Annotated in this window: 10 protein-coding genes; 7 read left to right on the forward strand and 3 right to left on the reverse strand. The window is 36.1% G+C overall.

Going from position 1 to position 13,617, the window contains the following annotated elements; all coding sequences use genetic code 11:
- Positions 1-35: 35 nt before the first annotated feature.
- Genes JRG66_RS02860 through JRG66_RS02870 form a run of 3 tightly spaced genes read right to left on the reverse strand, consistent with a single transcriptional unit; the run spans position 36 to position 4,792 of the window.
- Positions 36-1,328 carry a hypothetical protein gene (locus tag JRG66_RS02860; protein ID WP_265164228.1) on the reverse strand — a complete coding sequence of 431 codons (1,293 nt, stop codon included), beginning with the start codon at positions 1,326-1,328 and terminating at the stop codon, positions 36-38.
- Positions 1,329-3,527: an ATP-binding protein gene (locus tag JRG66_RS02865; protein ID WP_265164229.1), complete on the reverse strand. Its 2,199-nt coding sequence runs from the start codon at positions 3,525-3,527 to the stop codon at positions 1,329-1,331.
- A gap of 2 nt (positions 3,528-3,529) precedes the next feature.
- On the reverse strand, positions 3,530-4,792 hold the full coding sequence (locus JRG66_RS02870) for a DNA methyltransferase (RefSeq protein WP_265164230.1): 1,263 nt from the start codon (positions 4,790-4,792) through the stop codon (positions 3,530-3,532).
- A 199-nt stretch (positions 4,793-4,991) separates the two neighbouring features.
- Here JRG66_RS02870 and JRG66_RS02875 point away from each other — a divergent pair, with 199 nt between their 5' ends.
- From JRG66_RS02875 to JRG66_RS02905, 7 genes are all read left to right on the forward strand, one after another.
- Positions 4,992-6,065 (forward strand): DUF4365 domain-containing protein, encoded by a 1,074-nt coding sequence (locus tag JRG66_RS02875; RefSeq protein ID WP_265164231.1) that lies wholly within the window; start codon positions 4,992-4,994, stop codon positions 6,063-6,065.
- 106 nt (positions 6,066-6,171) lie between these two features.
- On the forward strand, positions 6,172-8,064 hold the full coding sequence (locus tag JRG66_RS02880; RefSeq protein WP_265164232.1) for a site-specific DNA-methyltransferase: 1,893 nt from the start codon (positions 6,172-6,174) through the stop codon (positions 8,062-8,064).
- A gap of 2 nt (positions 8,065-8,066) precedes the next feature.
- Complete coding sequence (locus tag JRG66_RS02885) at positions 8,067-8,558, forward strand: nucleotidyltransferase substrate binding protein (RefSeq protein ID WP_265164233.1); 492 nt, start codon at positions 8,067-8,069, stop codon at positions 8,556-8,558.
- The gene (locus tag JRG66_RS02890; protein ID WP_265164234.1) at positions 8,536-8,856 is read left to right on the forward strand and encodes a nucleotidyltransferase domain-containing protein; all 321 of its coding nucleotides are present in this window, start codon (positions 8,536-8,538) and stop codon (positions 8,854-8,856) included. The genes JRG66_RS02885 and JRG66_RS02890 overlap by 23 nt, the downstream gene beginning before the upstream one ends.
- Positions 8,853-11,507, forward strand: a complete 2,655-nt coding sequence (locus JRG66_RS02895; protein ID WP_265164235.1) for a restriction endonuclease — start codon at positions 8,853-8,855, stop codon at positions 11,505-11,507. Before JRG66_RS02890 ends, JRG66_RS02895 begins: the two co-directional genes overlap by 4 nt.
- A gap of 183 nt (positions 11,508-11,690) precedes the next feature.
- Complete coding sequence (locus JRG66_RS02900; RefSeq protein ID WP_265164236.1) at positions 11,691-12,278, forward strand: hypothetical protein; 588 nt, start codon at positions 11,691-11,693, stop codon at positions 12,276-12,278.
- Between the two features lie 83 nt (positions 12,279-12,361).
- A complete protein-coding gene (locus JRG66_RS02905) occupies positions 12,362-13,186 on the forward strand; it encodes a hypothetical protein (RefSeq protein ID WP_265164237.1) in 825 nt (274 codons plus the stop codon).
- Positions 13,187-13,617: the final 431 nt, after the last annotated feature.

The raw sequence follows: 13,617 nt of genomic DNA on the forward strand, positions 1-13,617 counted from the left end.
TATTTTCTACTTACACATTTTTTGAGATAGTCCCTTTATCTTAAGTTCCAATCCCGTGAATGATTTGATAACGCAGGTACTCCTACCCTACCTATATATGCTATATACCTTTGTCTAATTTGCTGAATAAACGGAGAATTTATTTTTAACGGTCGCTCCATTTTCTTTACCTCAGAACTTTTAACTCGTTTAGACGCTAAACGAAAATCTAAAACAACAGTAAGATTAAAATCTTCATTTAGAGGTAACGAAGACAGGAAATGAAGTCGAGGAATTTCCTGATTAAATAATTTACGAATCCCATCTTTTCGATTATCTTTAAAGGAATCGAAATCATCTTGCCCCTTTTTATAACTGCTATTTTTCAATAGTATTGGAGGAAAAGAATCTTTTCTGAAGGTAAGTAATTCAAATTCATAAGCTTCATTACTTTGAACGTATTTAATGTCGCATTCCGGTGTTACAATTATCCCTAAGCTATGTTCATCAAGTACGCAAATATCTCCTGTCATAATAGGTGCAGCTTCTTTTAATTTTGAATATGTTAGAATACTGAACAACTTTGAGATAGACTTTTGATAACTCCCCAAATCTTTTAAAGAATCCAAATCTTCTGGTGATTTGCCTTCCACACAAATAGCTTCAATCAAATTTTCATCTTGAACCAGATTTTCCGATAATAACAACTGCATTAATTCAATCACAAATAATTCAGGATCTACTCCATCCGCATCAGCTGAAGCGTATATATGTTTCAGCCAATTATCTGTTGCCTCGGATAATTCTTTAAATACTTTCTGAATTGACAAATTGATAGCCTCACTCCACCTAATAGGAGCTGAAAGATTTCGATTTTTCTCTTCCCATTCTGTTATATCTGCCAAAATAGCAGTTTTTACATTGGAAATGTTCTGTCGAGAAAAATCTTCATCTTTTATTTTGAATCTTATCCTATTTCCAAAACGTTCTTTTAATTTCCTGCCCGTTTCACTTCCTTCAACATCCTTTTGAGAAAATATATAGATCAGAGAATAAAAGTCATTATTAATAAGAAAGGTAAAGGTTTCGTTTTCCTTAATAGAACCCTGAGAAATTGGCGACTTAATTCCTAACTCTTCACCTACATCTTCAAATTCATCATCACTGGAAAACTGCCAATCCAAAATTATAGCCCGAAAGGACCCTATTGCTTTCGTAGACTGTTCAATAAAATCTATCCTTTCAATTCCAAGGACTGGTGTGTCCTTCCTTAATTCTTCATATAATGCACTCTCAGCACGATCAGCAACAAAAATATGATCATCAGCATACAGAACTACTCCTGTCATTTATTCTTTTTTAAAGGATAATAAAAAGTTAGCACCATTTAAAACTTTTTCTTCTTGGTTAACAATGAGTTTTATATCTGCATCTATCCTGTCCAAAAGCTCCTTAATAATGTATAAACCTAACCCTCTACCATCAGATTTAGTAGAAAAAAATTCTTTAAAAATAATGTCCTTATTTTCAGGTTCTATTCCAATACCTGAATCAGCAAAAATAATGGTTCTAGACTCCTCATCTATAGAGATATGGATTTTCCTATTATCATTCTGCTGATCTAACCAGTAAAGAGAATTATCCATTAAATTGAGCATTACCTGAAGGATTAAACCTGTATTGGTTTTAACTAGAAAATCCTCCTCCCCTGTGAGAATAGAAAAATCAACATTATTTTTTAATTCTCTTCCAAAATATTTTGATATTCTTTGAATAGTATTTCTTACACTTACATTTTTCGTAACCTTTCTTGCTCTTCTAAATAAGGGTTGCAATACCTGTAGCTCTTGATATAAAAATTCTATGTTCTCCTTTAGTTCTATAAAAAAACTCTTCAATTCTTCTACTTCAATTTCTTTTTTATCAAATCGTCGTATAAAGTCGGAAGTATTTTCTTGTAACCGTTTTAATAAAGCCATCGTGTCATGAGTCGCCTTTTCAACCACCATACCTGTCCCAGCTAAGTCTTGCGTTAATTCTATCTCTTCTCTTACTTTCGTTACATATAAATTTGTAATCTCAAAAAATTTTTGTGATCTGTCCAGAAGTTTCTTATCGTCTATTTTTGTTATGTAGTTCTGTAAATTTTTATAGGCGTCATCATACTTTTCATCAATTAACTTTCTCGTTGTCTCCTTCTCTAACTTCTTTTTTACCTTATCGATTTCAACTTCATCTTTCATTACTTTTAAGGAAGCTTGTAGTAGAGCTACAAATTCATCTTTAGAGCCGTTAATATTCATTAGGCCCTCCCGATCAGCCGAATCTCGTAGAATGGGATTTTCATCTTGACTGATAAAGACAAATCCTATTAAATCATTATAACTGAAATAATTTCCAGCTCTATCTTCTGCCCGATATTTACTTAACTGTAACCAATCATCCCCTATTTCACCATAAGGGTAAACTCTTATATTATCCCGGTATAAATAAACAGAAGTTTCTTTCAGAAAATCCTTTTCCGACTTTTTTAAACCCTCTGACGGATTTTGTAAATCAAAACCATAAAAGAAAAACATAAAATCACCGATATTGGACCTTTTCAATATTTGCCCCTCTTTATTAAAAAACGTTTCCTTGAAGAGCTTGAGCTTTTTTATGTCATACTTTATCTGATCGTCATTACTGCTGAATAAGTCGAATTTAATGTTTTTGCTTTTGGTGTTATGCTTATAAGTTGCTTCTAATACCCCCTGAGAATTTATACTACCCTCGAAATAGAAAGGTGCCATTTCGGACATTTCATCAAAGGACATTAATTCCGTCTCATATTTTTCCTTCTCCCAAAAAATATCAACTTCAAAATCTTTGACGATGTTTAAATTAGGTAAAGAGGGTGGCATCATCCTAAAAAAAGCATTAGACAATTTTTTTAGGTCCTTCTTGTGCCAATCATTTCTTAATGCGGATATTCTTATTAGAGTGCCTTGGTTTTTGGAATTTTTTATTTTTAATGGAACAGGATTTTCTTGCCATTCATTCAAAATTTGATCTAAGAACTTATCTCGATGACCACTCTCTAAAAAGTTGTCATCAGCATAAGAGGAAAAATCTAAAGTTAATTTAATCTCTTGTTTATCCTTCTTTTTGGTAAAAACTTCAACAAAGTCTCCTAATTTATAAACAGCAAATCTTCCTACACCTTTATCCCCCTGCATCATACGTCCTTTATCGGTTCGACGTATAGAATCTTCTGACGATTTTTTCCTATTCAATTTATTTGGGGTCGCGGGTTTCATCCAGACATTTAAAATCGTGTCGAGATCCATACCTATACCATCATCTTCTATTTCAATGACTCCAGAAATGGGATTTGCATTTAAACTAAAATTTTCAAATCGTAACTGTACCTTTTCTGCATCTGCATCATAGGAATTTTTTACAAGTTCAATCACACCTACCCATTTATCACTAATCAATTGGTCTCCCAAAATACTAATTAAACGGGCGTATGGCTGAAAAGGAACTTTTCCTGATTTTACTGCCATTGTTATTTTTTTGCAATTATTATATATTCCTCAGGATATATCTTTTTACTGTTATTGTTTTTAAGGGTAGTGAACCTACCAGTGCTTTTATCTCTGATAGTTGGAATAAGTTTAAACGGAATAGATCTTTTAATGACTCTCTCAATTTTAAACCCACTCAATTCCAGTAGCTCAGCAAAGATTTCTGCTGATTGTATTTTGACATCCTTAAATGTCGTATTTCCAAGGACAACAAATGCCTTTCCTCCTTCTTTCAGAATTCTATACATCTCATCGGAAACATCTGCCATATCCTTAAAATAATTCGCAACTTCTTTAGCAGTTCTTAAATGCTTTTGCTCAAGTTTCTTAATTGTTCTTTGACCTAGGTGCGATTTGCACGTTAGGTCATTACCGTAGGAATAAAAAGTCCCTATAAATTTTTCTCTAAATTTGAGTAGGTCAGAAACATAATCAAACCAATAGCCTGTCAACTGGTGAAGATCGGCATATTCATAAGAGGTAACATAAGGCGGTGAAGTAATTACCGCGCTTATAGAACCAGATGCAATAGATGTATTCCTGGCATCTTCCAGAAAAATATTGGATTTAGTTTGGGAGAAACCACTCCGCTCCAATTCATTTAGAAATTCCTGATTTTTTTTTGACATTGACCTCACCTGTCGTTTAAAAGCAGTAAATACTTCTACAGGAATCTTGTCAGGATCAACCTGAGGTTTTGTGCTGGACTGTAACCATTTAGAGCAATTTTTGAGAATATTCGACAGTGCAACAAGAAAAAAATCACGTATATTTTCGGTACCGTCTAATTCTAATACTGATTCATAGAGGAAAGCTATTTTATACTTCGCTTCAGGAAAAAACCAGTAATCTATTCGCTCATGTTTGGCTGAATTATAATAGTTGCGCTCCTCAAAAGTAGGGATTCTGTCTAGTAAGAATTCAAAGGACCTTTTTAGAAGAAGAGGCTCAATCGGGTGAGTCTTTACTCTGGCTATTAATTGTGCTACAGGATTTATATCAACGCCTACTGATGTCAAACCGTGAACCTTCGATTCTACAAGTGTTGTCCCACAGCCGGCAAACAAATCGGCTATGATGTCGCCTGGGGTCGTGTGTTCTTCTATTATTTTCTTTACCAGATTCGGTAAAAATTTTGCAGGATACCTATGATAACCATGGGTCCATTGTTCCGTAGATCGAACATTTTTAAAAACCCAATCTTCACTTACTGGTATATTTTCAAAAGGAAAGGCGACTTCCATATTGATTGATTGATTTATTTCTTATTAATCATAAAATGATGATTACTTTTGACCAAAGATAGTTTTAAATTCAACATCTGCAAGAGGCCGCAAGGCTTAACTACCGCTAAGATTTCCTTTAGATCCAAACAGTATTAAATAGCTCTAATTGCAAGATCAAAAATATATCAGTAGAAAAAATTTTTTGAATTTATAGCCGATGACAACCAGAAGAAATAAATTAATTGAAGATGAAGGTACAATCTACATACAAAATTTAGTTCGTAAGCATAATTGTATTTACCAGGAAGTAGAATTAAAAAATGATCAAGGCAATGACTGCTATATAGAATTCATAACTAACGAAGTAGCCACGAGCTTTTGTGTTTTCGCTCAAATAAAATCGGGTAAATCGTACAGAGATAAATCAGGTTATAAAATTCCGACAGATCATAACCATTTAGCTTACTGGGCAAACCACACGAATCCGGTAGCAGGTATTGTTTATGATGAACTTAAGCAGGAAGCTTACTGGGTAAATATTTCCAAATATTTGAAGGAAAACCCTCTAATACTCAAGCAAAAAACTCATTCCATCAGAGTCCCTAAGGCAAACAATTTTTCCCTCTTCACCTCCTTTAAAAATCATTTCACGCAATATATTCAGTATTATAAAAGTATGGAAAACTATGGAAGAAGCTTGGATAATTTCGCTCAGATAGATAAACCTAATATCTGTTACGATGGTTTTAAATCTCTTTACTCTAATCATAGAAATAAGTCCTCAGCCTGGTATTACATGATTTCCAATTTTGGTAAAATTAGAGAATCAGATATTCACAGGAACATTTTAGGAGTAATCAGCAATTACATTCCAAGCGATGAAGTACTGTGGACCAACAAGAACAAGGAATTTTTATTCCAAAATAATATGCAGGAAAAGCTATCTAAATTGTTGACTGAGAGTTTCGGTTTGAAGGAGATTAGTTTAGCTATAGATTTTATGAGAGAGGGAATTGTAAGAGGAACTTTTAATTATAAGGTTTATAAAGTACTCTCTTTAATTGGATATATTCATGAGAAATTATTAAAAATAACATATTCGGAAACCCTCCCTGAAAGAAGAGATTTCGATTTTTGGCTGTTTATCCATTTTAGTCAAAGACATTCCCCCGATTTTACTATTAACAAAATCGATGACTATTTAAAGCAATTTCCTGACGCTGATCCTGATGGAGTAATACAGGGAATGAGGCAATCGCTTTTAAATCGGGAAAAAATCCCCATGGGTTAAGGAAGGATAAGTTGGAGTCTTTCCCGCCCAACAACATCTTCATAAAAATTTAACCCTTTCAAAGTTTTTCCTAAATTGTCCTACTTAAATAATTTACCAGAATTCTATGAACGGCACCAGCTTAGCCCCTCAAAAAGAAAAACTTGAACAATTAAAAAAAATCTTACCCGAAGTCTTCAGCGAAGGAAAAATAGATTGGGAAAAATTAAAAGCAACGCTGGGAGAAGATATCAACTTCAGCAATGAACGTTATGTGCTCAACTGGGCCGGGAAGAGCGACGCTTTTAAAGCTATCCAAAGCCCTACGACTAAAACCTTAATTCCTGCTAAGAACGAATCTGTCAACTTTGATCAAACTGAAAACATCTTCATTGAAGGGGAAAACCTGGAGGTTCTAAAAATCCTTCAAAAAAGCTATTTCGGAAAGGTGAAGATGATTTACATTGACCCACCTTATAACACCGGGAACGACTCCTTTATCTATCCGGATAAGTTCTCAGAAACGAGACAAGAGTACCAAAAACGGGTTGGTGACATAGATGAGGAGGGCTACTTGACTCGGGAGGGTAATTATGCTAAAAACAGCAAGGAGAATGGCCAATATCACAGTAACTGGCTTAACATGATGTTCCCGCGGCTTTTCCTGGCGAAAAACCTTTTAAAGGAAAATGGGTTGATCTTCGTTTCTATAGATGACAACGAAGTGCATAATCTCCGTCTTCTATTGAATGAGATTTTTGGAGAAGAAAATTTCGTTGCTTCTTTTATATGGGAGAAAAGAACAAACCGAGAAAATAGAAAAGTTGTTTCCAATAGGCATGATTATATTCTTTGCTATTCGAAATTACAAATAGAAGGGGTTCGAGCTATTAATCAACTTCCAATGAACAAAAAAGCCTTGTCAAATTATAAAAACCCTGATAATGACACCAGAGGCTTATGGAAATCTGACCCCGCAACTGCACAAGCTGGACACGGAACTAAGGCACAATTTTATGATTTAATTGCACCAAACGGAAAAGTCCACAAACTTCAAAGTGGAAGATGTTGGTTATATACCAGTGATGTTATGAATGAAGCAATAGAAGATAATAGGATTTGGTTTGGAAAAGATGGCAATGGGGTTCCAAGAGTAAAAACATATTTAACAGCAAAAGAAAGAGGATTAACACCAGAAACTATATTATTCGCTAATGACGTTGGAACAACGGAATCTGCAAAAAATAAAATAAAAGATTTATTCGATGGGATTGCGGTATTTGAAACACCTAAATCAGTTAAGCTAGTAGAACGTTTAATTCAAATGGGAACGAAAGATGGAATTGTTCTAGATTTTTTTTCTGGTTCGGGAACTTTAAATCACGCTGTGTCAAATGTTAATGCAAAAGATGGTGGCAATAGAAAATCTATATCGGTTCAACTCCCCGAACAATGTGATGAAAAAAGCGAAGCTTATAAAGCAGGTTTTAAAACCATAGCTGATATTGCCAAAGAACGAATTCGTCGGGCGGGCAAGAAAATTGAAGAAGAAATAAAAGCTGAACAAGAAAAGAAAAAAGGAGAGTTAGGCTTTGAAGAAGAGAGCTCTTCTTCCCTGCCCGACCTAGGTTTTAAAGTTTTCAAACTTGCCGATAGTAACTTTAAACAATGGCAGCAAATTAAAAACAAAGATGCGGCCGCCCTGGAAGAACAAATGAAACTCTTTGTGGACCCGGTGAACAAAAAAGCCACTACGCAAAATATGGTTTATGAGCTTCTTCTTAAAAGTGGGAAGGATCTAAACAGCAGCATCCAAGACAAAAAAGGCTTCACCTCCATAAACCAGGGAGAACTTATTTTTGTATTAGAAGAAGTAAACCAGGACATTTTCACGTCCATACTAGAAGAAAGCCCTCAAAAAGTGATTGCGCTGGATAAATTATTCAAGGGCAATGACCAGCTAAAAACTAATACTGCCCTGCAAATGAAAGATGCGGGAATTGAATTTAAAACTATTTAAATATGGAGCAGGTAAGATGGAAGCAGCGATTCAATAATCTCGAAAAGGCTTTTCAGAAACTAAAACGTGGTTTGGATCTATTTGACTTTGAACTGTACCAGGAAAAAAGAGTTGATCTAAGGGAAAATCTGGACACTAAAAATGAACAATTCCTTATGGGAGAACTTGAACAGTTAGATCTGGAAAGGGAAGGCCTTATTCAGCGCTTTGAATATACTTTTGAACTATTTCTTCTCACCATGAAGGATTATATGAAATTCACAGGAGAAGCTCCCGAGGAAATTTCGGGCAACAGTGGTATCCTTAAAAAGGCTTTATCCCGTGGAATTATTGAAGATCACGATGGCTGGAGAAAAATGCTCAAATCCAGAAATCTCACCTCACATACTTACAACGAAGAAACTGCCGACGAAATTACCCGCGATATTATAGAGATTTTCTTTCCACTTATGCAAAAACTATATATTACCCTTGAGCAACAATACTTTAAATAATTACGGACTTTCTTCTGAGACTCTTAATCTACTCAACGATGTGTTTAGGAGTTTTCCGGAAATCGAAATGGTAAAAATATTTGGTTCTCGAGCTATGGGTAACTATCGTCCAGGCTCTGATATCGATCTCGTTATTATTTCTCGTTATTTATCTCATGAAGAACATCTCAAAATCTTAAATGCGCTGGAGGACCTGGAGCTTCTTTACGAAATAGATTGTTTAAACTACAGGTCAATTAAAGAACCTGCACTTAAAGAACATATCGATGATTATGGTAAAATCTTATATAAGGCATGAAGTTTAAATTTGAAGCAGATCTCGAATATCAAAAAGAAGCCTTTAATGCGATAACAGGAATTTTTGAAGGTCAACCCACAGAAGATTCCATAAGGGAGTTTGGGCTTCAGGAGGAATCCAGCCTTAATTTCATCAATGGGGTAAGCAATAAACTCGCCCTTTCTGAAGAACAGGTACTGCAAAACCTTCAGGAAATCCAGAAAAAAAATGATATTCTACCTTCGAAGGAATTGGATGGAATGAACTTTTCTGTAGAAATGGAAACCGGTACGGGAAAAACCTATGTCTACCTAAGGAGTGTTTACGAACTGTACGAGAAGTACGGCTTCAAAAAATATGTTATCGTAGTCCCTTCGGTCGCCATTAGGGAGGGTGTATTGAAAAACCTGCAAATTACCCACGACCATTTTCAAAACCTGTACGATAATATCCCGGTGAATTTCCAGGTGTACGATAGCTCAAAGGTATCTGTCCTTAGAAGGTTCGCTACCGGAAACACCATTGAAATCCTGGTAATCAACATCGACTCCTTTGCCAAGGATGAAAATATCATTAACCGTCCCAATGACAAATTAAGCGGCCAGAAACCTGTGGAGTTTATCCAGTCCACCAATCCTATTGTAATTGTGGATGAACCCCAGAACATGGAGACAGAAAAAAGGGCTGCTGCATTAGAAAATTTAAAGCCCCTCTGTACGCTCCGTTTTTCGGCCACGCACAGGAATAGGTATAATCTCATTTACAGCCTCAATCCAGTTAAAGCTTATGACCTGGGTCTTGTAAAGCAGATTGAGGTAGATTCCATTATGGAAGAAAATGCATATAACGATGCTTTTGTTGCTGTAGAATCTATCACTGCGACCAAGACCAAAGTCCTGGCAAAAATTTCCATTAATGTGAATGACAAAGGAGGGGTGAAAAAGAAAAAGGTTTCTGTAAAAGTTGGCGATGATCTTTACCGGCTTTCCAATCAAAGGGAAGTTTATTCCAACGGTTATATCATTGAGGAAATAGATGCGGCGAACAAATGCATTTCAATATCCAATGGGAACCTCCTCTACCAGGGAAATAGCCAGGGTGGACTCGGTGACGAAGTAATGAAATTCCAGATAAGGAAAACAATAGAGGAACACCTCAAAAAGGAAAAACGCCTTCAACCAAAAGGAATCAAGGTCCTCTCCCTCTTCTTTATAGACAAAGTGGCCAACTACAGGGAATACAGTGAAACAGGGGTTGTCCTCCCCGGGAAATTCGCCCGGTGGTTTGAAGAAATTTATCAGGAATACGTTTCAAAACCTGCTTTCAAGAATTTAGACAATTTTCCTGTGGACAAGGTGCATAACGGATATTTTTCCACAGATAAAAAAGGAATACTAAAAGACACCTCGGGCATGACCAAGGCTGATGATGACACCTACAGCCTTATCATGAAAGACAAGGAGAAGTTATTGGACCTCCAAACCCCACTGCGGTTTATTTTCTCCCATTCGGCCTTGCGTGAAGGTTGGGACAACCCAAATGTCTTCCAGATCTGTACCTTGAACGAAACAAAATCTGACATAAAGAAACGCCAGGAAATAGGCCGCGGACTAAGACTGGCTGTTGACCGGGACGGCAATAGGATTTACGACCAGAACATCAATCGGTTGACTGTTATAGCCAACGAAGCCTACGATGATTTTGCAAAGGCTCTACAGAAGGAGATAGAGGAAGAATGTGGGGTACAATTTAAAGGAAAGATCAAAAACCGAAAAGACCGGGAAGCTGTGAAATACCGCAAAGGTTTTGAAGCCGATCCTAAATTCCTTGAAATTTGGGAGAAGATCAAACAAAGGACGAAATATCGGGTTGATTATAAGACATCGGAATTGATCAATGCCGCAGCAAAAGCGGTCAAAGAACTCCCTCCAGTCAAAGCCCCGTCCATAAGATCGACCAAGGTTTCCATTGGCATGGACGAAAAAGGAATTGAAACCACGTACGCCGGGGATAAAGTGGAATCATATGAAAACTACGGCTGGCAAATTCCCGATGTCCTGGGCTATATTCAAAGCAAGACGGAACTCACACGATCTACGGTATATGAAATTCTTAGCGAATCGGGACGTATAAAGGATGTACTAGTGAATCCCCAACTGTTTTTGGATTTATCGTCCAATGCCATTAACAGGAGCCTCTTCAATTTGATGATAGAAGGAATCAAGTATGAGGAGATAGGCGGCCTGGAATATGAAATGAAGCTATTCGAGGCACAGGAACTGGAAATATTTGTAAACGAATTCACCTTCAAGGTAAGCGATCGCACAAAAACAATTTATGAAGATTTAATGCCTCTGGATTCTGGCACCGAAAGCAAGTTTGCTCAGGATTGTGAAAGTAGTCCACAGATAAAATTCTACTTCAAATTACCTTTTTGGTTCAAGGTCTCCACTCCTATTGGTACCTACAATCCTGACTGGGCGGTAGTATTTGAAGATGATTCGAAGATTTATTTTGTCGCTGAAACCAAGGATACCGGTTCCGGGGAGGTAGACCTGACAAAACTCAAGGTTGACGAACAACTAAAAATAAAATGCGGCAAAGCACACTTTGAACAACTCGATGAAGTGGAATACCGGGTGGTGAGCAAGGTGGGGCAGTTGGTAAACTAAGGATTGAGCACATGGAAATCTAAAAAAAACAAATTTGGCTCCTCATTGTCATTGGTATAGTATTAATTTCTTTCCCCCCTTTTATTTATCCAGGATCTCGGCTTCATATCCTTCAGTGACAAAGGATATATAGGGGACAGAATTTCTGACACAACGGCAATCTTTATAAGTTTCATTGGTTCTGTGTTATTGTATTTGACCTTAAAGGCACAAGTAAAAGCAAACAGAGAAATTCAAAAACGATTCAAGATTCAACAGGAAAATGAAAAACTTGAAAAACTTACACTGCGTTACAAAGAAAGAATAAGTTCTTTATCCGAAGAAATAAGAACTTTCAGTTATACAAATAATAACAGCGACTCCGGGACGAAACCCGATTTTAAATTATATTCTGGCCCCCAGGCAATATCTCAATTACTCAAGATAAGAAAATCTATATTTTACGGAAACGAATGGAGATCTGCTTACCTTTTGGAGCCCAAATTCGAAGAATTGAGGCAATTACTTTTAATGTTTCTGAGTATTTCAGAATCACTGAACCAGGAAATTTTCACTGATAAAATCATAGAAAATAGGGAAGTAAAGTCTCAACTTATATCTAGTTTAAAATTTCACTATGACGCTAAGATTAGAGGAAATTTCTTATCTATGGAGAAATATAAAGCTGCAGATAAGCCATGTCCCGATTGCTCCAGCACCCATGGAATACCTGAAGACCTTTTTGAAATATGTAATTCCATTGCGTATAAACTACAATTAAAATTAAACTAATTTCAGACCCGTACGATAGACTTATTTTTGCGACTCATAAGGTTGTAGGCATAAATACAATCAATAAAAGAGTAAAAAGAAACATGAACAAATCCATCACTTATCAACGTAAACTCATAGAGGTGGAAAAGAAATTGGGTTTTCTCTATGTACCTGCAAAAGCACGGGAATTACTGCCCAATGAAAATACCGAAGTAAGGCTACTGCTTCCGGGGGAGAAAACCTCCAGCATCAAAACTTACAACGCCGACCACAACCGCATTTTTGGTTTAACCCCTTTTTTCAAAAAGCATAAGCTCAAGACCGGGAATATGGTTTCGGTAGATATTTCAGAAGATTTAATCACTATAAGCCTTCAGCAACAGGAAAAAATAGAAGATTCCGAAGAAAAGGAAGAAGAAACTTTTATTGATGTTTCTGGCCTCTCCTCCCAGTCAAAAGGAAATATAGGAGAAGACAGGGTAAAAGAAATCATCCTGTTGTACAGTCAGGGCCTACTTAATGTCTATAAACCTGTAATTGATGATCGGGGAATAGATCTTATAGTTCTAAAGGAAAAGATTTATAATCCTATTTATCTCCAGGTTAAAACCAGGTTTAATGTTCACAAACGAAATACCTTAATCTTAACTATCAACGGGACTACCTTTAAACCGCATCACTCCTACTTTATAGTTGGCTTATCTTTTAACCAGGAAAGAATGGAGATGGATGATGATATTCTGTTTATTCCCTCCAAGGAACTACCGGAATTGGCCAGCAAACTGAATGATGGCAATTGGAGAGTTACAGTTTCCATTACAAATGGGAAAACAACAGGCAAATACAAGAAGTATTTTGTCACCAAAGAGGAACTGGTGAATAAGTTGCTAGAGCGGATTGACCTGATAAATGAAATTGTGAATTAATAAAATTTCGACTTAATGTTACTCTATTAACCCTTTAAGGATATTCCTCCTTCTTCAAATCATGTGTGATTTCCGAAATATTTTCAAGTCTTGTTTTTGCTCTAGTGTATAAATCGTTGTAATCTAATTTGTTCAGGTAATGGGGCCCTTCATTGGCATCAAAACAAGTCAACCAGAACTCTAAAGATAATTTTACCGAAAGTTTAGAAAAAGTTCTCACCTTTTCTACCCAATCTTCTGGTTTTAACCAGATAGACGCCTTAGTGGGAGAGAAATGAACAGATGAATTTCATAGCCACATCTCCTTTATTCGGATAGAATTTATAGTATTTTTTCAGCCTTTCAAGTATTGTTAAAAAAAACCGTACTACGGTTGACATACCGAAATCTTGTTCTTACCAAATCGTAATGTATTTTCATGCTATTTGACA

This window comes from Salinimicrobium tongyeongense (genome assembly GCF_026109735.1).
Taxonomy (GTDB): Bacteria; Bacteroidota; Bacteroidia; order Flavobacteriales; family Flavobacteriaceae; genus Salinimicrobium; species Salinimicrobium tongyeongense.

Excerpts from the sequence above, each read along its gene's own strand:
- JRG66_RS02860 (WP_265164228.1), bottom strand. The coding sequence starts at position 1,328 with ATGACAGGAGTAGTTCTGTATGCTGATGATCATATTTTTGTTGCTGAT.
- JRG66_RS02865 (WP_265164229.1), bottom strand. The coding sequence starts at position 3,527 with ATGGCAGTAAAATCAGGAAAAGTTCCTTTTCAGCCATACGCCCGTTTA.
- JRG66_RS02870 (WP_265164230.1), bottom strand. The coding sequence starts at position 4,792 with ATGGAAGTCGCCTTTCCTTTTGAAAATATACCAGTAAGTGAAGATTGG.
- JRG66_RS02875 (WP_265164231.1), top strand. The coding sequence starts at position 4,992 with ATGACAACCAGAAGAAATAAATTAATTGAAGATGAAGGTACAATCTAC.
- JRG66_RS02880 (WP_265164232.1), top strand. The coding sequence starts at position 6,172 with ATGAACGGCACCAGCTTAGCCCCTCAAAAAGAAAAACTTGAACAATTA.
- JRG66_RS02885 (WP_265164233.1), top strand. The coding sequence starts at position 8,067 with ATGGAGCAGGTAAGATGGAAGCAGCGATTCAATAATCTCGAAAAGGCT.
- JRG66_RS02895 (WP_265164235.1), top strand. The coding sequence starts at position 8,853 with ATGAAGTTTAAATTTGAAGCAGATCTCGAATATCAAAAAGAAGCCTTT.
- JRG66_RS02905 (WP_265164237.1), top strand. The coding sequence starts at position 12,362 with ATGAACAAATCCATCACTTATCAACGTAAACTCATAGAGGTGGAAAAG.